The sequence below is a fragment of the Flavobacterium facile genome (genome assembly GCF_036321945.1).
In the GTDB taxonomy this organism is placed as follows: Bacteria; Bacteroidota; Bacteroidia; order Flavobacteriales; family Flavobacteriaceae; genus Flavobacterium; species Flavobacterium facile.
The window spans coordinates 216,642-239,170 of sequence record NZ_JAZAYT010000033.1 but is presented as its reverse complement, the minus strand read 5'-3'; the positions used below and the strand labels follow the sequence as shown (position 1 = coordinate 239,170).

Below are 22,529 nucleotides of genomic sequence, written 5' to 3'. Positions count from 1 at the left end.
ACCAATAAAAAAATATAGCGAAAAGCCCGACCCTTGTGGTAACGCCCAAATTATTTTTTTATTATTTTTCCTTTATATGTTTTATTCGATTCAAAATTATAATAATAAACGCCGTTTGACAAATTTTGGATGTCAATTGAATTATTTTTCTCTGAAATTTCTTTTGTTACTATATTTTGACCTAAAACATCATATAAATAAACGACACCTTTTTGCTTATTTTCCAATTGAAACGTAATTTGATTTTCTGCTGGATTTGGATACACTAAAAAGCTTTGATTCGATTGAATTGCTTCTAAATTTAAGGCGTTTGTTAATGCCAGTTGAAAATCTGGAATTCCGTATCCTTTTTGATTGGTTGGTGCGTTATAATTATCTGCAGATTGTCTGATAAAATTCACCACTTGTTGTGCGGTTAAATTTGGAACTGCCGACCAAAATGTAGCTGCCATTCCAGCCATAACTGGACTCGAAAATGATGTTCCGTTTGATGTGTAAATTGTTCCTGTTGTTGAACTTACAGTAGTTCCAGCGCCTTTTGCACAAACATCTGGTTTTATTCTTCCATCAAATGATGGTCCGATAGAACTAAAGCTAGCATATGCTTCAGTAGTATCAACAGCACCAATAGTTAATGCACCAATAGCATCTGCAGGTGTTGAAATATGAGGCTCTGGGAAAGTACCAGAATTTCCAGCACTAATTACCACTACAATTCCTTTATTGAAAGCCATATTGGCTCCACGAGAAGCAAAAGTTTTATTTCCAACCATATCGTCATATTGATAAGAATAATTTGGATTATCATAACCGAAATAGCCTAAAGAAGAATTTATGACATCTACTCCATAATAATCTGCCAATTCTGCTGCTTCTACCCAATACGATTCTTCTACAGGATTTTCTGAATTTACATCTTCTGTAATAAATAAATAATATTGTGCACTTGGAGCTGTTCCGACTAATTGTCCATCGGCAAAAGCACCCATTGTAGACAAAACATTTGTTCCGTGATTGTGTCGTGAAAAATAATTCGTATTTCTATCTGGAAAATTATATCCATCTAAAATCTGATTATTAGTGATTAGATTTTGAAAAGGAGCTGCAGTATTAACACCTGTAAATCCGGAATCTAAAACCGCAATGATTTTTCCTTGACCTGTAAAATTTTGTTGGTGTAATAAATGGCCGTTTAACATTTCAATTTGGTTTTGAGAACCACCATAATTGTAGGCAACTAGAGCATCTAAATTTTTATTTACGGCTTTAATTTTATTCGAATTTTGAGCAATTCTTCCGCCTGGATTTAAAGAATGATTGGCGAATTTTACATTATTTACAAAAGACAAACCTGTTAATGCTTGGATATCTGTTTGTGCGCCACGAATATGTAAAGCATTTAACCATTTCGATTTTGCCATAACTGTAATACCAGTAGCATTTGTTATTTGTGTAATATAAGTCTGTTCCACTGGAACATCCGTAATATCTAATGAAATATTTTGAGTGGTTCTTCTGTCTAAAGAACGTTGCGTTAACATGGTTAAAGGGTTCGCTAAAAACGTTGCAGAACTTGGTTTATTATTAAAATACACCCAAGCATCTTCAATTTGAGCATATCCAAAATTGGATACAATTAAAATTAGTAAAAAGTATAGTTTTTTCATAACAAAAAAGTTTTACCAAATATAACAAATTTCTAATTAAGAAATTACGCCACTTCCTTGCAATTCATCATCGATATACCAGGCTACAAATTGTCCTTCTGTTATAGCCGATTGTGGATTTTCAAATTGTACATACATGCCACTTTCAAATTGATGTAATGTCGCTTTTTGTAAAGGTTGACGATATCTAATTCGTGCCATAACTTCTGTGGTTTCTCCAATAGCTAGTTTTAAATCTTGACGAATCCAATGTACTTCATCTGATTTTACAAATAAAGTATTTTTGAATAATCCTAGATGATTCGCACCTTCACCAACATAAATGATATTATTAATTACATCCGTTTGAATGACAAATAAACCTTCTTTCGTACCACCAACATTTAAACCACGACGTTGTCCGTTTGTAAAATAATGCGCACCTTGATGCTTTCCTTTAACAATTCCGTTTGCGTCTGAATACACTTTATTTTGAGATTCGAAAGCTAATTCAGCTTCTACATTTTCAAAACGAGGTTTTGGATTAAGATATACTTGATTGTTTGCTGGAATTTCAATAATTAAACCTTCTTTTGGTTGTAATTTTTGTTGTAGAAACTCTGGTAAACGTACTTTTCCGATGAAACATAACCCTTGAGAATCTTTTTTCTCAGCAGTTACTAATTCCATTTGAGTAGCAATTTCTCTTACTTCTGGTTTGGTTAATTCGCCAATTGGAAATAAGGCTTTTGCTAATTGATCTTGCGATAATTGACACAAGAAATACGATTGGTCTTTGTTATCGTCTTTTCCTGTTAATAGTTGATGAACTTCTTTTCCGTCAACTTCTATGGTGTTTTTACGACAATAATGTCCGGTAGCCACATAATCCGCACCTAAAGAAACTGCGATTTTCATGAAAACATCGAACTTAATTTCTCTGTTGCATAACACATCAGGATTTGGTGTTCTACCGTTTTCGTATTCTTTAAACATATAATCGACGATTTTTTCCTGATATTGCTCAGATAAATCAACCGTTTGAAAAGGAATACCTAATTTTTCTGCTACTAATAACGCGTCATTACTATCTTCTAACCACGGACATTCGTTTGAAATGGTAACCGAATCATCGTGCCAATTTTTCATAAAAAGCCCAATCACTTCATAACCTTGCTCTTTTAAAAGATAGGCTGCAACGCTCGAATCTACACCACCGGAAAGTCCTACTACTACTCGTTTCATTTATTTTTTCTCTTCTACTTTTTTATCTTCTACTGTTTGTTCAACTGGTTTGTTTTTTGCTGCTTTTTTAGCTAATTTTTCTTCAAATTTAATTAATTCTTTTGAAAATTTTTCGGCTTTGACTTGTTTTACAACTTTGTCTGCTTCATAAAATTTCCAAGTACCAATTTTAGAATTATCTTTATATTCTCCTTCGTACATTTTTTTACCGCTTACATTAAAATAAGTTGCTTTTCCTTCAAAAACATCATTTACATAGGTATGTTGATCAATTTGTTTACCGTTTTCACCGAAAGTTTTGCCAATTCCGTTTTTCTTTCCGTCCACATAATTAACTTCTTCCGCTAATTCATTTTCTTTGTAAAACACTTTTCTTGGCCCATTTAACTTTCCGTTTTTATAGTTTTCAAGAGTCATAATGTCTTTTGATTCTTTATGATAATATTTCCATTGTCCTTCAAAAAGTTTATTTTTCACTAAACCTTCACTGACTTTATTATTTTTTTGGTCGTAGAAAATCGTATAACAAGATCCGTCACCCTTAGAAAAATCACGTGTTGCAATTACTGTTCCAGCTTTTGTATCGTCAAAATATTTGAATGTTCCTGTTTCTTTTCCATGATCAAAAGTTCCTTCATAACGCGGACGTTTACTTTCATCATGGTAGCCTTTCCAAAGACCGTGACGTACTCCTTTATCATCAAATTGATTTAATTTATCTTGTGCTGAAATGAAATTTGAAATGGCTAAAAAAGCTATAAATACGATCTTTTTCATATGTTTTTTTTTTGTTTTTCTTGTCTTTTTCTAACGTTAAAATCTTAAAAAAATTGCTTGGTAAAAGTATATAATAAAACTTTACTTATCAATTACTTTGCCAAGTTCTTTTGCTCTTGCATTCGCTTGGATAATTCCTTCGTTTATTTTCGAATTTAAATCGTGTGAATGAAACACATTTAAAGCAGCTTCAGTTGTTCCGCCTTTAGATGCTACTTTCTCAATCCACTCTAAATTTGATAAATTACTTCTGTTTTGTAATTGTGTAGACCCTAAAAAAGTCTGTTGCACTAAGAATTCGGCTTCCGAATTAGTGAAACCTAAATTTACGGCTGAATCTACCATCGCATTCATAAAATAATATACATAAGCCGGACCGCTTCCAGAAATGGCAGTTGCTGCATTTATCATTTCTTCATTTTCAATAAACAACGATTTTCCAGTAGTATTAATTAGATTTTGAATGATAAATAAATCCTTTCGATCTACTTCTTGAGAAGCTGTAAAAACCGTCATTCCTTGTCCGATTTGCGTTGGAATATTTGGCATGGAACGAATCACTTTTTTGACTTGTAATTTTTCTGAAATATTTTCAATTGAAATTCCTGCCATAACTGATAAAATCAAATGATTTTCTGTAATAAAATCTTTAATTTGCAAACATAAAATCTCAAAATCTTGAGGTTTAACGGCAATAATTACAATATCAACCGACAAAAATGAGGTGCTTATTTCTGTTAAAAAATTTGCTTCAGGAATAGTATATTTGTTTGAAACAGTAGACAAATTTCGTGTCAATACAAAAATATCTTCCGATTTAATAAAGCCAGAACTGACAAAACTACTTGCGTAAGTTTGTCCCATATTTCCAAAACCAATTATTGCAATTTTCATATATGTAAAATATATTTTTTAGTGGTCATATATGTTATCACCTTTTTATTTATTGGTGTTTGCTTTCGCAAACTTTTTATTAATGGCGATTTAATACTTTATTTAAATAAAAAAAGCCTGTTCACAAAATGAACAGGCTTTTAAAGAATTTATTTTTTCTTTTGATTTAGAGCTTTTTGAGCTTCTTGCTGTTCCATTATTTCACGCATTTTCTTTTGAAATTTCGATTCCGTTTTCGGTTTCGTTTTATTCACTTGAATTTGTGCGTGGATTTTTTTCTCGTCAACTACGTAGTTTTTAATTACTAACATGATTCCGATAGTAATTAAGTTAGAAATAAAGTTGTATAAACTCAATCCAGAACCGTAATTATTAAAGAAAATCAACATCATAATTGGAGAAACATAAATCATAATTTTCATGATTTTACCCATATCTGGCATTCCTTCTTGTTGTGGTGCTTGCATCGCTTGATCTCCAGTTGTCATTTTCATGTAGAAGAAAATCGCAATTGCCGCTAAAATTGGGAATAAACTTACGTGATCACCATAAAATGGAATATTAAATGGTAATTTATAAATTGAATCGTAAGAAGATAAATCGTCTGCCCAAAGGAAACTTTTTTGTCTTAAATCGAATGCAGAAGGGAAAAACTGAAACGAAGCATACATAAAAGGCAATTGAATTAATGCTGGAATACAACCCGCCATTGGGTTTACGCCGGCTTTAGAATACAAGGCCATTGTTTCTTGTTGCTTTTTCATTGGGTTGTCTTTGAATTTTTCACCCAATTCTGCAATTTCTGGTTTCAATACTTTCATTTTTGCTTGTGACAAGAATGATTTATATGTAATTGGTGACATCGCAATTTTAATGATTATCGTAAAAATAATAATTGCAATTCCGTAAGGCATAAATCCTGATAACAATCCGAATAATGGAATGAAAACAAACATATTTATCCAGCCGAAAATTCCCCAACCTAAAGAAACAATTTCATCTAAGTTTTTATTGTAATTACTTAAAGTCTTATAATCCGTTGGACCATAATACATGTTCATATCATAATTTAAAGCTCCGTTTTTAAACTCTAATGGCATTTTTGCAGTAAAGTTTTTTGTAAAAATAGTATCCTTTTTATCGTCATCAACTAAATTATCTGATTTTAATTCAGCTGTTTTAAAAGGCGTATTTGTTAATAAAACCGAAGTATAGAAATGTTGCTTAAAAGCTACGTAAGAAACCTCTTCGGCTGTATCTTCTTTATCAGAAGCCGCATTTAAGTAATCGTCTTTTCCGCCTTCAAATTCGTAAATTAATTCGGTATATCTGTTTTCATACGATACACTTTTTTCATTACGATAGGTTTTTAAGTTCCATTCTAAACTTGGAGATTTAGACGTATTTAATACATTTTCTAATCCTTGTGTACGAATAGAAAATTCTAACATATGATCATTATCTTTCATTACATAACGGTACTCTAAAAACTGATTTTCACCTGTTTTTAATTGCATCGTAAGTACTTGATTTTTTCCTTCTTTAGTGAATTTTGGTTCGAAGTATAACTCTTTCGTATTGATAACTTTACCATCTTTCGTAGTTAAAGTTAAATTGAAGTTCGCGTTATTGTCTTTAATAATTTGAACTGCTTTTCCAGAACCTTTTTTAAATTGTTCTTGATTTAAAATGGTTGCTTCAGAAATGTAACCACCTTTATTTGCAATTTTTAAGCTTAATAAGTTGTTTGCTAATAAAGTTGTTGAATTTTTAGCAGAAGGTAACGTTTCGGCATAAGCAAATGCACCTAATTTAGCTAAAGCTTCTGGTGAAACTTTTGCTGTAGAATCAGTACTTTGAATTGTTGGAGTTGCAGAAGCTACACTTTTTGGTGTTTTTGCTTCTTTTTCCGCTTGTTCTTTTTTTGCTTTTTCGGCTAATTCTTCTTTAGTAGGTTGATTTGAATACATCATCCACATTAAAATTCCGAAGATTAATGTGAAACCAATTAACGACTTAATGTCGAACTTTTTTTCTTCCATGTTATAAATGTGCAACTCGGTTGGAGTTGAGTTAGTTATTATATGTCTGCTTTTATTATAATTCGTTACGTTTTATTTGTTTTTAACAGCAGCAGCAACCAATCCCATAAATAATGGATGTGGATTTAGTACTGTACTTTTATATTCTGGATGGTATTGCACTCCGATAAAGAATGGATGATTTGGTAATTCTACAATTTCCACCAATCCTGTATCTGGATTTAAACCTGAAGCAACTAAACCAGCCGCTTCCATTTCTGCTAAATAATCGCCATTGAACTCAAAACGGTGACGGTGACGTTCTAAAATATCCGTTTTTCCGTAAATTTTGTGTGCTAAAGTATTTTCTTTGATGGCACATTTCCAAGCACCTAAACGCATGGTTCCACCTTTTTCTGTAACTGTTTTTTGCTCTTCCATCAAACTGATAATTGGATAGCTTGTATTCGCGTTCATTTCAGTTGAATTGGCGTCTTTTTTTCCTAAAATATTTCTAGCAAATTCAATAGAAGCCATTTGCATTCCTAAACAAATTCCTAAAAATGGAATATTGTTTTCACGCACATATTTTATAGCTTCAATTTTACCTTCAATTCCTCTTTCTCCGAAACCTGGAGCTACTAAAACACCATCTAAACCTTTTAATTTATCAGCTACATTCGATTTGTCTAAAAATTCTGAATGAATACTTACTACATTTACTTTCGTTTGTTGTGTCGCACCAGCGTGAATAAAAGCTTCTAAAATTGATTTGTAAGAATCTTGTAATTCCACATATTTCCCAACCAATCCGATATTTACTTCGTGTTTTGGATGTTCTAATTTATATAAAAACTCGTTCCATTGTTTTAAGTCTGGAGTCGCTTTTTCTGGTAAATTTAATTTCTTTAAGGCTACTTTATCTAAACCTTCTTCTTGCATTAAGTTAGGCACTTTGTAAATCGTAGAAGCATCAATAGATTGAATAACTGCTTCTTTTTTCACGTTGCAAAACAAGGCTAATTTCTGACGTAAATCTTGAGACAATTCATGTTCTGTTCTACAAACTAAAATATCTGCTTTGATTCCGCTTTCCATTAAAGTTTTAACAGAATGCTGAGTTGGTTTTGTTTTTAATTCACCAGCAGCAGCCAAATAAGGCACTAATGTTAAATGAATTACAATTCCGTTATTGTCACCTAATTCCCAAACCAATTGACGAACTGATTCGATATATGGCAACGATTCAATATCACCAACCGTTCCACCAATTTCAGTAATTACAATATCATAATCGCCAGAATTCCCTAGCAATTGCATGCGTTCTTTAATTTCGTTGGTAATATGAGGTACCACTTGTACGGTTTTACCTAAAAATTCACCACGACGTTCTTTTTCGATAACAGATAAATAAATTCTACCTGTCGTTACGTTATTTGCTTGAGACGTTGGAACATTTAAAAAACGTTCGTAATGTCCTAAATCTAAATCTGTTTCTGCTCCATCATCTGTTACATAACATTCACCGTGTTCATACGGATTCAAAGTTCCTGGATCTACGTTAATATACGGATCAAATTTTTGAATAGTTGTTCTGTAACCTCTTGCTTGTAATAATTTTGCTAAAGATGCTGCAATGATACCTTTTCCTAAAGAAGAAGTTACACCACCTGTAACGAAAATGTATTTTGTTTGATTCATGTTGTTGTTTGTTGTGTTGTTGCGATTATCCGTCCGTATTTTGTGTTTAAAAAACGTGCAAAGATACTATTAATTAGTAAATGTGCCAATTCTAATTAGCCAATTTTCAATTAAATCAATGTGTAGTTAAAAATGAAAGAATTTCTCTGCAATTAAAAATACTTAGACCAATTCACAAATCGTTTGATCCAAATTAATTTATTAGCAGAATAAGCGGAATATCTCAAAGGAATTTCAAAAAAAGTAGGTTTTTCTATGATACTTTTGAAGTGAGAAAACGTTTTAAATCCTTCATATCCGTGATAAGCGCCAATTCCACTAGAACCTACACCACCAAATCCGAAATTTCCGTTTACTAAATGCATAATTACTTCATTTATACAGCCGCCACCAAAAGAAAACTCGTTTAAAAATTGGTCTTTATATTTTGAATTTTCAGTAAATAAATAAGCTGCCAAGGGTTTTTCTTTAGCTTTTATTTGTTGAATAACGTCGTTGAAATTTTCGTAAAATAAAATAGGTAAAACAGGTCCGAAAATTTCCTCTTGCATGATTGCGCTTTCCCAAGTTGGATTTAAAATCAAAGTGGGTTCAAAATCTCTATTTTCGATATGATAATTTCCTCCAAATATTACTTCTTGATTTTCAAGTAAATTCACTAATCGTTGTGTATGTTTTACAGAAACTATTTTAGTGAAATTCTGATTTTCAACAGAATACTTTCTTAATTTAATTTCTTCTTCAATTCCTTTTAAAAATTCGGTTTTTAAAGAATGATGAACCATCACGTAATCTGGTGCGACACAAGTTTGACCTGCATTTAAAAATTTTCCCCAAACTAAACGTTGAATACTTCTTTTTAAATGACAATCTTCTGTTAAAATAGCTGGTGATTTTCCGCCTAATTCTAAAGTGACAGGGATTAAATTTTCGGCGGCAGCTTTATAAACAATTTTCCCAACTTGCGTAGAACCTGTGAAAAATATTTTATCAAATTTCGAATGAATTAATTGGGTTGTTTCTTCTACTCCACCTTCAATAACGGCTAAAATAGTTGCTTTAAAATTTTCAGATATTATTTTTTTTAAGGCATTACTTGAATGAATGGCTACTTCGCTCGGCTTAATAACAACTGTGTTTCCAGCAGCTAAACTTGCAATAGCTGGAGCTAAAGCCAATTGATACGGATAATTCCAGGCGCTAATTATTAAAGTTACACCTAATGGTTCGGGTACAATATAATTTTTAGAAGGTAAATTTATTAAACTTGAGGAAACACTTTTTTTAGAAGACCATTTTTTTAACTTTTTAACAGCTTCATCTATTTCTATATACAAAAAACCGAATTCAGTTAAATACGTTTCAAATTCTGATTTATTAAAATCTAAATAAATAGCTTCAGACAACAATTTTTCATTTTGTTGCAAAACCTGTTTCAACTTTTTTAAAATAGTAATTCTAAAAGAAATTGATTTAGTTTCATTCGTTTTAAAAAACTCCTTTTGGCTATTTAAGATTTCTTCTATCATTGCGGTTTTGGATATTTTTTTTGAATATTATGAATTAATTCTTCTAATCCATTTAGCTTTAATTCGTACACCAATTTAAGTTGTTCACCTAAAGTTCCGGCTGGAAAGCCTTTGTTTTTATACCAAACAATATAATGTTCAGGCAAATTAATAAGATAACGTCCTTTGAATTTTCCAAAAGGCATTATAGTGTGTGCAAGTTTTATAAGTTGGTCTTGGTTTGTCATTTTAAAGTTTACTTCCAATTAAAAACCACTTCCTTTTTAATATCTGGATGTAAACTATTGAAAACTGGGCAAGTCAAAGCCGTTTTTTCTAGAATTGTTTTTTCTTTATTAGATACAGAAATATTCATAGAAAAAGTAACGTGAATTTCAGTAATTCGGCGTGGTTCTGTTCCCATAACTTTTGTTACTTCAGCGGTTGCATTTGAAAAATCCACTTCTAAATCGCGTGCCTTAATTCCCATTACGGTAAACATACAACTTGCTAATGCGTTTGCCACCGTATCAGTTGGTGAAAACGCTTCTCCTTTTCCGTTATTGTCAATTGGAGCATCTGAAATAATTTCTGAACCAGAAGCTAAATGTATGGATGATGTTCTTAAATCGCCTAAATAAGTTACTTTAGATGTTGCCATTATTGTGCTTGTTTTATAGTTAAATCGGAATTATAATACATCATATACACTCCGTAATTGTTGTTATTTGAATAGTTGAATTGACTTTCAATTTGTTCTGAAATTTGACTTTCAGTAGATTTGATAAAACCTTCTTCTTGACACATTCTTAAAATCGCATCAAACGTTACATCAAAACCACGAGTAGCGTATTGATTAGGTTGCACTTTATTATCTTTTCTATATGCTTTCGCGAAATTCATAGCTTCAATAGATTCATTTTCACGAATCGCAGAAGGATACAACAATTGTAATGTCGCTAAATTTTTAGATGGAATTTCTTCAAAATCTAAGGCATCGTTTCTTTCCACAACCACTAATTGAACATCAAATTCTTTCTTCAATTTCAATAAATTATTGACCACAGAAATCACTTGCATAATTTTGTCGGAATCTAGAATTACGAAATTCTTTTTTCCTTTTTGTAATTGGGTTTTAAAAATGGTGTAGTCAAAAAGTCCTTTATCATTAAAACTAGACGATTGTACTTCTGGATAATTAGCTGCGAAATACGAACTCAAACTTGTTTTTGAAGCAGAATGAATCGCGAAAATTGCATCTGATTTCGATTTCAAATACGACAGTAGTTGTTGTTTTTGAATGTTTTCGTTTGGCATGGCATAAAACACATTACTTCCACCTTTTCCAGAATCATTCGTCAATGGAGAAATTATGGCTGTATTTTTATCTAATAATTGTCCGGCTGTTTCTACAAATGAATTGGTAAATGGTCCGATAACCACATCTACATTTGAAAAATTATTATTTTTGATTATTGTCGCAACATTTGAAGAATATTTTGACGTTTCTGCATCGTAAACCTTAGCATTAATTGGCAAACCCAACACTTTAGCTGAATCAATTGCCTTTAGCGCACCCGCATAAAAATCAAGGGTAATATTTAAAAATTTATCAGTCTTTAAATATTCGATTTTTGTTTTAGCAGAATCTTTTTCAATTCTATTAATATTGAAAGGCATCAATAAAACAAGGTTTCTTTGCTTGTTTTTATTCGCCTTCTCTAATAAGTTCCATTTTTTTTTTAACCCATCTGCAGAATCACTCTGAATGGTTGAATTAATTTCTTTTTTCTCAGGAAGCAGGAGTTCCATTCCGACAGTTAAACCTGTTGAAACAGCGGGATTCTTTTTTGTGATTTCATCAACAGAAATTCCGAATTTTCTTGAAATAGAAAATAACGTTTCACCTTGTTGCACCGCATAAAACATTGTTTTTGTAGTTGTAGGTTGCACTTCTGCAACTGCTACTTTTGGTAAAACAGTATTTTTATTTAATCGAATTTGCATACCAATTTCGAAAACGTTTTTGATATGTGGATTTAATTCTTCCAACTCAGGAATAGAAATTCCGTATTTTTTAGACACACTATATTTTGTTTCTTCGGCTTGAACGGTATGTAGATTTACGATTTCTTTTTTAGCAACTACTTCTGTTTTTACTACTTGTTGTGTAGCTACGTGTTTTTTAGCTGCAAAATAAATTAAAGATTGACCAGTTGAAACACCTTCTTTAGAAGTTGGATTATTTTTTATCATTTCGTCAACAGAAACTCCTAATTTTTTAGAAATAGCATATAAAGTTTCACCTTGTTGTACTTGGTATTCGTACTTATTTAAAATTGATTTTGTTGCAACGACTTTTACACTTGATGGTAAAGTTAAAACCGTATTTTCTTTAACTCCATCTTTTGCATCTGGATTTAGTTTTAAAATATCATCTGGTTTTACATTATATTTTTTTGAAATACTATATAATGTTTCTCCTTTAACAACAGTATGCTTGCTTTGCGAATAACCTGCAAAACTTACTAAAAATAAAATAATGTATATATGTGCCTTTTTCATACGTAAATATTTATTGCTTTTATATTGAATTTCTAATAAGAAACAATTTTAATGCCAAGATTCAGAATGACAAAATCAATTTCAATATCAATTTTCAAAAATAAGCATTATAATTTCATTTACAACATTTCAAAATAAAAAAAGCAATGCCAAATTTTATATTAAATATTGACATTGCCATTGCTTTTTGAAATTGTTATTTCTTTATTATTCCCACTCAATAGTTGCTGGTGGTTTTGAACTAATATCGTAAACTACACGATTTACACCACGAACATTATTGATGATATCATTCGAAATTTTTTGTAAAAACTCATAAGGTAAATGTACCCAATCTGCTGTCATTCCATCAGTAGATTCAACTGCTCTAAGTGCCACTACTTTTTCGTAAGTACGCTCATCACCCATTACACCAACACTGTTTACTGGCAATAAAATCGCTCCCGCTTGCCAAACTTTATCGTACAAACCGTGTTCTTTCAATCCGTTGATAAAAACAGCATCTACTTCTTGTAAAATGGCTACTTTTTCTGGTGTAATATCTCCTAAAATACGAATCGCTAAACCTGGACCAGGAAAAGGATGACGACCTAATAATTCTGGATCGATTCCTAAAGTTGCTCCAACTCTACGTACTTCGTCTTTAAACAACATACGTAAAGGTTCAACAATTTGTAATTTCATGAAATCTGGTAAACCACCCACATTATGGTGTGATTTTATAGTTGCAGATGGACCGCCAGTTGCTGAAACTGATTCGATTACATCTGGATAAATGGTACCTTGACCTAAAAATTTCACATCCGTTAACAAATGTGCTTCAGCATCGAAAACTTCAATAAATGCATTTCCAATTGCTTTACGTTTGGCTTCTGGATCATCTAAACCAGCTAAAGCATCGTAGAATTTTTGTGAAGCATCAACACCTTTTACATTTAAACCCATTCCTTTGTATTGATCTAATACACCTTGAAATTCATTTTTACGTAACAAGCCGTTATTTACGAAAATACAATATAAATTATCTCCGATTGCTTTGTTTAAGATAACTGCTGCTACTGTAGAATCTACTCCACCAGATAAACCTAAAACTACTTTATCGTTTCCGATTTTAGCTTTCATATCAGCAATAACTTCTTCTACAAAAGCATTTGGTGTGAATGTTTGTTCTACTTTGGCAATTTTAACCAAAAAGTTTTCTAACATTTGTTTTCCATCAGTAGAATGGTATACTTCTGGGTGAAATTGAATCGCATAAGTCGTTTCGCCTTCAATTTTATAAGCGGCGTTTTCTACATCTTTCGTACTAGCGATTTTAACACCGTTAGTTGGTAAGCTTTTAATCGAATCTGAATGCGACATCCAAACTTGACTATTCTCAGAAACACCTTCTAAGAAAACTTCGTCTTCTTTAATAAATGCTAAATTAGCTCTTCCGTATTCTCTTGTGTTGGAAGCCGCAACTTCTCCACCAGAAAAATGGGCTAAATATTGTGCGCCATAACAAACTGCTAATAATGGTTTTTTTCCTCTAATTTCAGATAAATCTGGATGTAACACTTCTTCTGAACGAACAGAAGCAGGACTTCCACCTAAAATTACAGCTTTATAAGATGATAAATCAGTTGGGATTTTATCAAAAGGAAAAATTTCGCAGAAAATATTTAATTCTCTTACTCTACGGGCAATTAATTGTGTGTATTGCGAACCGAAATCTAAAATTAATACGTTGTTCATTATGTTGAGTTGTTGTTTTATTATTGTTAGGGACAAGTCGCGACTTTTCCGTACGAATTTATTTTATTTAATATTCGAAAGTTCCGTATTCGGAATTGATGGTTAATTTTGTTTTCTCTGAAGCTTCTACTCGACCAACAATTTGTGCATCGATATTGAACGATTTCGAAATTTCTATGATTTCATTAGCGATTTCAGCAGGAACATAAATTTCCATACGGTGTCCACAATTGAAAACTTGATACATTTCTTTCCAATCCGTTTTAGAATTTTCTTGAATCAATTTGAATAATGGTGGTACTGGAAATAAATTATCTTTAATAACATGTACATCTTTCACAAAATGCAGCACTTTAGTTTGTGCACCACCACTACAATGCACCATTCCGTGAATTTGATTTGGTGTGTAGGTATCTAATAATTTCTTAATAACTGGAGCATAAGTTCTTGTTGGAGAAAGTACTAATTTACCTGCGTCAATTGGGCTATTTTCAACGGAATCAGTTAATTTCGTTTGTCCAGAATATACCAATTCGTTAGGAACAGCAGCATCAAAACTTTCAGGATATTTAGTCGCTAAATATTTAGCAAAAACATCATGACGCGCAGAAGTTAAACCGTTACTTCCCATTCCGCCGTTGTATTCTGTTTCGTATGTTGCTTGTCCGAAAGAAGCTAAACCAACAATTACATCGCCAGCTTGAATATTGGCATTATTGATGACTTTATTTCTTTCCATACGAGCAGTTACGGTAGAATCGACTATAATTGTACGAACTAAATCACCCACATCTGCCGTTTCTCCACCTGTTGAATGTATTGTAACTCCGTGTTTCTTTAATTCAGCTATTAATTCTTCCGTTCCGTTGATAATTGCTGAAATTACTTCAGCTGGAATTAAGTTTTTATTTCTTCCAATTGTAGAAGACAACAAAATATTATCAGTGGCACCCACACATAATAAATCGTCAATATTCATGATTAATGCATCTTGAGCAATGCCTTTCCAAACTGAAATATCTCCCGTTTCCTTCCAATACATATAAGCTAAAGCCGATTTTGTACCAGCTCCATCAGCATGCATGATGATGCAATAGTTTTCGTCATTTGTTAAATAGTCAGGAATAATTTTGCAAAATGCTTGAGGAAACAATCCTTTGTCGATGTTTTTAATAGCATTATGCACGTCTTCTTTAGAAGCAGAAACTCCTCTAAGATTGTAGCGTTGGCTCGTTTCAGAACTCATGTTTGTTGTGTTGCTTGAACTGAATTTAATTCAGTTTTTGTTGTGTGCGGCAAAGATATAAATAATTAGGTAATGTGCCAATTTATTAATGTGTCAATTTTCGATTTTCAATGTGTCAATTAGTTTACAAATGGCACATTGAAAATTGTTTAATTGATCTATTTCTCTAAAATCATAATTTCCACTCTTCTATTCGCTGCTGCTTGTTCTTCAGTTGCTTCAGGAATGGCGAATTTTGGCTTCGTAACTCCAAAACCTTTTACTTTTACACGGCGTTCTAAAATGTAATTCGATTGTAAAATGCGACGCACTTGTTTGGCGCGATCTAAAGATAAATTTCTAACATCGTTATCCACACAACAAATATGACCTTGAATTTCGATATGTAATCTTGGATTTTCAGTCATAATTCGGATCAATTCGAAAACTTCTCTTTGTGAAGAAGGCATAATTCCGAATGAATTTTTATAGAATTGAATTTCTGGTAAAACGATTAGAGTTCCTGGTCGAGATAACTCGATTTTTTCGGCTAATGTCGCACCTTCTGGGAAATTCATATCTTTTTCTTCAATTGGCGTTAAACCGTTTGTTGGAATATCTTTTGGAATTTCCACTACCACTTTTGGCTTAATTAATTCCGCTTCTTTGGCTAAATCTTTTTCTTGTAAAAAAACAATAATTGCTTTTCTGTTTTCTGCTTTAGTTTTCGATTTTGCTCCTTTTTCCCCTAAAGATATCGATTTAAAATCTTCTCTAATTTTTACCGAAACTTTGACTTTATTAAAAATATAATCGACACGTTTTTGAGATAATGTATCGTTATAGCCTGAAGAACCTACTTCATCCGTAGAACCTGTAATAGAAAGAATTTTTGATTTTTTATTAAGAGAAACCCATTTGTTTAGTTTAGCCAACTCTACTTGATTTAAAGCTGATTTGTTGTTTTCGAAATAAAATGACACACTTTCTTGTCCGAAAAAAGAAAAAGGCAAAAAACAAAAGGCAAAAGCAAATAAGATTTTCATTTTATAAATATTTTTATGATTTGAGATTTACAAATATAGAACTAAAATTGAGGAATAAAAGTTGTTCTCGATACATTCCGATGAAAAATCGGAACACTCGAACTGACGCTTACTTTTAAAATTGACTAAAAACTATGCCAATTATTTATCAACGATTAAAATTTCAACGCGGCGATTAGTTTGTTGTTGGTCTAATGATTCTTCAGGGATTTTATATATTGGTATACTACTTCCAAAACCTGAATATCTTAATCTATTCTCATTAATTCCTAATTTAATTAAAAAATCATTTATTTTTTTTGCTCTTTTTAATGATAAACGAATTGACTTTTTATCTTTTGGGTTAGAATTACAACAAACGTGTCCTTGTATTTCAATTTTTAATGCTTCAGATTGATTCAAAATTTCATACAAATCATTCAACTCTTTATAAGATTTTTCAATTAAAACATCAGAACCTAAATAAAATTCAATGTTTTTTAATTTTATAATATCACCACTCTTAGAATTTAAAATCATATCATTTAAATTATTTTGGGGATCAATTTCAGTTGTAATTTCATCAGTTTTGAAAAATAATAATTCTTCTTTAGCCAAATCTTTTTCTTGTAAAAAAACTATAGTGGCTTTTCTGTTTTCTGCTTTCGTTTTAGACATCGCTCCTTTTTCTCCCAAAGAAATCGATTTAAAATCTTCTCTAATTTTCACCGAAACTTTGACTTTATCAAAAATATAATCGACACGTTTTTGAGATAATGTATCGTTATAGCCTAAAGAACCTACTTCATCCGTAAAACCTTTGATAGAAAGAATCTTAGATTTTTTATTTAGAGAAATCCATTTGTTTAATTTCGTCAATTCCAATTGATTTAAAGCTGATTTGTTGTTTTCGAAATAAAATGACACATCTTCTTGTCCGAAAAAAGTAAAAGGCAAAAAACAAAAGGCAAAAGCAATTAAGATTTTCATTTTACAAATATTTTTATGATTTGAGATTTACAAATATAAATCTAAAATTGAGGAATAAAAGCTGTTCTCGATACATTCCGATGATAAATCGAAACACACGAACTGACGCTTACTTTTAAAATTGCCTAAAACTATGCCAATTATTTATCAACGATTAAAATTTCAACACGACGATTGGCTTTTTTCTGATATTCCGCTTTTTCAGGAATTGGAAAAATAGGTTGACTGGCATCAAAACTTTTATAAGATAATTGATTTTTATTTACACCACGAACAACTAAATAATTATAAGTTGCTTTACAACGTAACAAAGCAATTTGCTCTTCATCTTTTCCAATCGTACAACAAATATGCCCTTGAATTTCAATTTTAAGTTTTGGATTTTGTTTTAAAACCGTAACTAATTGCTTTAAAACTATTTCAGATTCAGGATACATTATGTCTTTTCGATCATAAAAATTCATGTTTTTCAGCACTAATTTATCTCCAATTTTAGAAGAACTAATTTTAGTTGATAAATCCGTATCTAATTCATTTTTTTTGGGAGAAATAAATTCGTTATAACTAATGACAACTTTTCTGTTCTCTGCCAAATTAGTGCTTTGATTAAAATTTTCACCTTTACTAATTATTTGATATTTAGAAGCATTAACTAACTTTTTTAAAAGATTCCCCACAAACTTCGCTCTGTTTTCTGCTAAACTATCATTATGTCCGTTAGTGGCTCTGTCATCACAAAAACCAGTTATAGTCAAAATATCTACATTCTTATTTTTGAAATTTTTATCTAATCTGTTTAATTCCGACAAACTCAATTGATGAGAATTGGTATCAAAATAAACCGTAAATGTTTTTTGCGCGTAAAAACTTGACGCAATTAATGAAAATAGAATACAAAAAATAGATTTCATGGTTTTTATAGATTTGGATTTGGTTCGTAATAATTTATTTATCTACAATTAAGATTTCGACTCTACGATTGGCTTTTCGTTCTTCTTCGTTTTTTTCAGGAATGGGATAAATAGGTTGCTCTGCATCAAAACTTTTATAGCTTAATCTCGATTTATCAATACCGTTAATTACTAAATACTCAACTGTTCCAATGCAACGTTTTAAGGCAATTTCTTCATCATCTTTTCCAGAAAAGCAACAAATATGACCTTGAATTTGAATTTTTAGTTTTGAATTTTCTTTTAAGACTTTTAGTAGTTCTTCACGCGTTTTGAATGATTCTGGATATAAGATATCTGTTCTGTCGTAAAAATTTAAGTTTTTCAATACCAATTTATCACCTATTTTAGATTTCGCAACAACATCAGATAACTCTTTATCGTTATTTATTTTTATGGATGCTGCTTTTTCAATTTTAAAATGAATTTCTACTTTTCTGTTTAAATCTAAATTTTTTAATTGATTGAAATTTTCTCCTTTAGATTTGACTTCAAAAACAGTATTAAAAGTGGTTAATCGAATTAAACTTGCTACAAAATTTGCTCTTTCTAAAGCTAATGAATCATTGTATTTATTAGAAGATCTTAAATCGCAAAATCCAATAACCTTCACTATTTTTAAATCTTTAGTTTTTACGAAAGCATTGAATCTTTCTAATTCTTTTTTGCTTAATTCGCTCGAATTGGTTTCGAAATAAAGTGACATTTTCTTCTGAGAAAAAGCATTCAAACTGATACATGAAAAAAAAATAAAGTATAAAAATTTCATAAGAGAAAACTATTTTATTGAGACTTACAATTATTAAAGAGTTAGACGCTATTGTGTATTTTATGTAACGCTAAACATCAAAATTTATTGTAAAAAAAAACTTGCCATTTATGACAAGTCTTGTTTTTATTTTTCTAAAATCATAATTTCCACTCTACGATTGGCTTTTCGTTGCTCTTCATTCTTTTCTGGAATTGGAAAAAGCGGTTGCGTAGCATCAAAACCAACATACGTCATTCTGTCTGGAGAAATTCCGTAATCCACTAAAAAATCATAGACAGCAATACATCTTCTTAAAGAAAACTCTTCGGCATCTCTTCCTGGTGTACAGCAAATATGTCCTTGAATTTCGATTTTAATTTTTGGATTTTTCTCTAAAACTTCATATAAATCTTCTAAAAAAGGAACAGATTCTGGATAAAACTCGGCAGTTCTTACATAGAAATTTAAATTGTTAAGCAAGATTTTATCACCTACTTTACTGTTAATAATTTTCTTTTGCAATTCCGTTGGATATTCATTAAAAATCAATCCTTTTTCAATTGGTTTTTCGATAATTTCGATTTCTTTGGTTGGAATTGATTCTATAATTGGCAGGTTAATTTCGTATTCGATTTCCACTTTTCTGTTTAAGGATAAATCTGCTTTTTGTTTGAATTCTTCTCCTTTTGAAGCGACTAAAACAGTAGATTTATCCACAATTGGAAGTAAATTTAAAATCGTATTCGCACGATTTAATCCTAATTGATAATTGTAAGCATTACTTGCTCTAAAATCACAAAATCCAGTAACTTTATTTACTTTAATATCTTTTTTCTGAATAAATCCAGATAAAACACTATCCTGATTTTGATTTAACACATACTTATCTGTATCAAAATACACCGTGAATTTTTCTTGAGAATATGTAGAAAATGTTACAAGTAACATAATAAATAACAATCGCATAGTTCCTAATTTTGGGACAGCCGAAAAGTAGGGTTTTTTATTTTATTAACCAAAAAAAAGCTTATCATTTCTGATAAGCTTTTAACATATTTATAAACAAAATTATTTTATAAAAAACAATTCTCTGTATTTCGTTAATGGCCAAATACTGTTATCTACCAAAAGTTCTAATTTATCGCAGTGCTCGCGGATAATTTCGAAATATGGTTTCACTTTATTACAATACGCTTCAGCCATTTTTTCTGTATTGTCTAAGTTGTTGGCAATTTTACGTTGCTCAATCATCTCATCAATATTGTGATTGATTCCTGCAATATGTTCCGAAATCTCTTTGATTAACTCAATTTGTTCTTTCGCAATTTTAGTAAAATCTTTCTCAAAAATATCTTTTAGACCTTTAACGTTTTCAATTAACGTATTTTGATATCTAATTGCAGTTGGAATTACGTGATTACGAGCAATATCTCCTAAAACTCTTCCTTCAATTTGAATTTTCTTAGTATAATCTTCTAATTCAATTTCGTAACGAGATTCTACTTCAATGTGATTCATTACACCTAATTCTGCAAATAAGTCTAGTGCTTTTTTAGAAACTTTTGCTTTTAAGGCTTCAGGAGTCGTTTTATGATTACTTAATCCACGTTTTTTCGCTTCTTTTTCCCAAGCATCGCTATAACCGTCACCTTCAAATAAAATGGCCTTTGTTCCTTTGATGTATTCTCTTAACGTATTGAAAATAGCTTCGTCTTTCTTTAAATCTTTTGTTTCGATTAATAAATCCACTTCTTTTTTGAAGTCGATTAATTGTTTCGCTACGATTGAATTTAAAGTAGTCATAGAAACCGCACAGTTTGCAGTAGAACCGACCGCTCTAAATTCGAATTTATTTCCTGTAAAAGCAAATGGAGACGTTCTGTTTCTATCTGTATTGTCTAATAAAACGTCTGGTAATTTACCTACTACGTTTAATTTTAAATCTGTTTTTTCTTCTGGAGATAATTTCCCTTGCGTAACACCTTCTAATTCTGCTAATACTTTTGTTAATTGTTGTCCAATAAATACAGAAATAATTGCTGGTGGCGCTTCGTTAGCTCCTAAACGGTGATCATTACTAGCCGATGCAATAGATGCTCTCATTAACTCTTCGTAATCATGAACCGCTTTAATCGTATTGATAAAGAACGTTAAGAACATTAAGTTACTCATTGGCGTTTTTCCTGGCGCTAATAAGTTAATTCCAGTATCTGTTGCTAATGACCAGTTGTTATGTTTACCCGAACCATTTACTCCTTTGAAAGGTTTTTCGTGGAATAACACTTTGAAATCATGTCTTTCCGCTACTTTTTCCATCACATCCATTAATAAAGAGTTGTGATCCACGGCTAAATTAGTTTCTTCAAAAATTGGCGCTAATTCAAATTGTCCTGGCGCTACTTCATTGTGACGCGTTTTAACCGGAATTCCTAATAACATACATTCGTATTCTAATTCTCTCATGTATTGTAACACACGAGTTGGAATAGAACCAAAATAATGATCATCTAATTGTTGCCCTTTAGAAGAAGTATGTCCTAATAAGGTTCTTCCAGTTGCTAAAATATCTGGTCTGGTTGCAGCTAAATCCGAATCAATTAAGAAATATTCTTGTTCCCAACCTAAAGTTGGTGTAATTTTTTTAATGTTTTTATCGAAATACTTAGCTACTTCAGTTCCAGCAGCATCAATAGCACTTAAAGCTCTTAATAAGGGTGTTTTATTATCTAAAGCTTCACCTGTATAAGAAACAAAAATAGTTGGAATACATAAAGTACTACCAAATATAAATGCTGGTGATGTAGGATCCCAAGCTGTATAACCACGTGCTTCGAATGTATTTCTAATTCCTCCGTTTGGAAAAGAAGAAGCATCTGGTTCTTGTTGTACCAATTGCGAACCACCAAATTTTTCTACCGGATCTGAACCATCCATTGACGTTTCAAAAAAGGCATCATGTTTTTCAGCAGTTGTTCCTGTTAACGGTTGAAACCAGTGTGTATAATGTGTTACATTTTTAGTTAACGCCCATTCTTTCATTCCCATCGCTACATAATCCGCAATTTTACGATCGATTTTGGTTCCTTGTTCAATGGCATTTTTAACTGCTTTATAAGCATCTGGAGTTAAAAACTGTCGCATAGCTTTGTCACCAAAGACATTTGAACCAAAAATTTCTGATTTTCTTGCTGTTTCTTCAAAAGAAACTGGTTTTCTACTAGTAGCTTTGTCTAAAGCTTGGAAACGAAGTGTAGCCATAAAGTTGTGTTTAAAAAATTATATCCTTAATTTTATGGCACAAAAATACAAATAAAACGCAAATAAAAAAATTTACCCCTAAAAATTTAGGGGTTAAAATAAAATATTCTACTTTTTACTAATTTCAATATCATTTTTATAGGGCACACCTTGAAAATAATAAAAAAGAAAAGCATAAAGTGTTTTTTGGAACTTTAACCTTACCAACTTCCTAAATTCTTAATTTTAATTTATAT

At 31.2% G+C, this 22,529-nt stretch carries 18 protein-coding genes; all 18 read right to left on the bottom strand.

Translation table 11 applies throughout. The features are described from left to right. Positions 1 to 50: 50 nt before the first annotated feature. A complete protein-coding gene (locus UEQ13_RS10140; protein ID WP_329806236.1) occupies positions 51 to 1,667 on the bottom strand; it encodes a S8 family serine peptidase in 1,617 nt (538 codons plus the stop codon). 36 nt (positions 1,668 to 1,703) lie between these two features. After that, a complete protein-coding gene (gene mnmA, locus UEQ13_RS10135) occupies positions 1,704 to 2,891 on the bottom strand; it encodes a tRNA 2-thiouridine(34) synthase MnmA (RefSeq protein WP_329806235.1) in 1,188 nt (395 codons plus the stop codon). Then, on the bottom strand, positions 2,892 to 3,668 hold the full coding sequence (locus tag UEQ13_RS10130; protein WP_329806234.1) for a toxin-antitoxin system YwqK family antitoxin: 777 nt from the start codon (positions 3,666 to 3,668) through the stop codon (positions 2,892 to 2,894). It lies immediately after the preceding gene. 81 nt (positions 3,669 to 3,749) lie between these two features. Continuing rightward, positions 3,750 to 4,562: a pyrroline-5-carboxylate reductase gene (gene proC, locus UEQ13_RS10125; RefSeq protein WP_329806233.1), complete on the bottom strand. Its 813-nt coding sequence runs from the start codon at positions 4,560 to 4,562 to the stop codon at positions 3,750 to 3,752. 149 nt (positions 4,563 to 4,711) lie between these two features. After that, positions 4,712 to 6,604 carry a membrane protein insertase YidC gene (yidC, locus tag UEQ13_RS10120; RefSeq protein WP_329806232.1) on the bottom strand — a complete coding sequence of 631 codons (1,893 nt, stop codon included), beginning with the start codon at positions 6,602 to 6,604 and terminating at the stop codon, positions 4,712 to 4,714. A 72-nt stretch (positions 6,605 to 6,676) separates the two neighbouring features. After that, positions 6,677 to 8,284: a CTP synthase gene (locus tag UEQ13_RS10115; protein ID WP_329806231.1), complete on the bottom strand. Its 1,608-nt coding sequence runs from the start codon at positions 8,282 to 8,284 to the stop codon at positions 6,677 to 6,679. A 152-nt stretch (positions 8,285 to 8,436) separates the two neighbouring features. Continuing rightward, the gene (locus UEQ13_RS10110) at positions 8,437 to 9,813 is read right to left on the bottom strand and encodes an aldehyde dehydrogenase family protein (protein ID WP_329806230.1); all 1,377 of its coding nucleotides are present in this window, start codon (positions 9,811 to 9,813) and stop codon (positions 8,437 to 8,439) included. Beyond that, entirely contained in the window at positions 9,810 to 10,040 is a 231-nt protein-coding gene (locus UEQ13_RS10105) for a DUF3820 family protein (RefSeq protein WP_329806229.1), read from the bottom strand. The genes UEQ13_RS10110 and UEQ13_RS10105 overlap by 4 nt, the downstream gene beginning before the upstream one ends. A gap of 8 nt (positions 10,041 to 10,048) precedes the next feature. After that, positions 10,049 to 10,453 carry an OsmC family protein gene (locus tag UEQ13_RS10100; protein ID WP_329806228.1) on the bottom strand — a complete coding sequence of 135 codons (405 nt, stop codon included), beginning with the start codon at positions 10,451 to 10,453 and terminating at the stop codon, positions 10,049 to 10,051. Further along, positions 10,453 to 12,357 carry a LysM peptidoglycan-binding domain-containing protein gene (locus tag UEQ13_RS10095; protein ID WP_329806227.1) on the bottom strand — a complete coding sequence of 635 codons (1,905 nt, stop codon included), beginning with the start codon at positions 12,355 to 12,357 and terminating at the stop codon, positions 10,453 to 10,455. The genes UEQ13_RS10100 and UEQ13_RS10095 overlap by 1 nt, the downstream gene beginning before the upstream one ends. A 207-nt stretch (positions 12,358 to 12,564) precedes the next feature. Then, a complete protein-coding gene (gene guaA / locus UEQ13_RS10090) occupies positions 12,565 to 14,097 on the bottom strand; it encodes a glutamine-hydrolyzing GMP synthase (RefSeq protein WP_329806303.1) in 1,533 nt (510 codons plus the stop codon). 64 nt (positions 14,098 to 14,161) lie between these two features. Continuing rightward, on the bottom strand, positions 14,162 to 15,340 hold the full coding sequence (locus tag UEQ13_RS10085) for an AIR synthase related protein (RefSeq protein WP_329806226.1): 1,179 nt from the start codon (positions 15,338 to 15,340) through the stop codon (positions 14,162 to 14,164). 158 nt (positions 15,341 to 15,498) lie between these two features. Further along, positions 15,499 to 16,365 (bottom strand): OmpA family protein, encoded by an 867-nt coding sequence (locus tag UEQ13_RS10080; protein ID WP_329806225.1) that lies wholly within the window; start codon positions 16,363 to 16,365, stop codon positions 15,499 to 15,501. Positions 16,366 to 16,506: 141 nt separating this feature from the next. Continuing rightward, positions 16,507 to 17,334, bottom strand: coding sequence for an OmpA family protein (locus UEQ13_RS10075; protein ID WP_329806224.1), 828 nt, complete (start codon positions 17,332 to 17,334; stop codon positions 16,507 to 16,509). Between the two features lie 140 nt (positions 17,335 to 17,474). Beyond that, positions 17,475 to 18,245, bottom strand: a complete 771-nt coding sequence (locus UEQ13_RS10070; RefSeq protein WP_329806223.1) for an OmpA family protein — start codon at positions 18,243 to 18,245, stop codon at positions 17,475 to 17,477. A gap of 34 nt (positions 18,246 to 18,279) precedes the next feature. Beyond that, a complete protein-coding gene (locus UEQ13_RS10065) occupies positions 18,280 to 18,990 on the bottom strand; it encodes an OmpA family protein (protein ID WP_329806221.1) in 711 nt (236 codons plus the stop codon). Between the two features lie 189 nt (positions 18,991 to 19,179). Continuing rightward, positions 19,180 to 20,001, bottom strand: coding sequence for an OmpA family protein (locus tag UEQ13_RS10060; RefSeq protein ID WP_329806220.1), 822 nt, complete (start codon positions 19,999 to 20,001; stop codon positions 19,180 to 19,182). Positions 20,002 to 20,103: 102 nt separating this feature from the next. Beyond that, positions 20,104 to 22,293, bottom strand: a complete 2,190-nt coding sequence (locus UEQ13_RS10055; RefSeq protein ID WP_329806219.1) for a glutamine synthetase III family protein — start codon at positions 22,291 to 22,293, stop codon at positions 20,104 to 20,106. Positions 22,294 to 22,529: the final 236 nt, after the last annotated feature.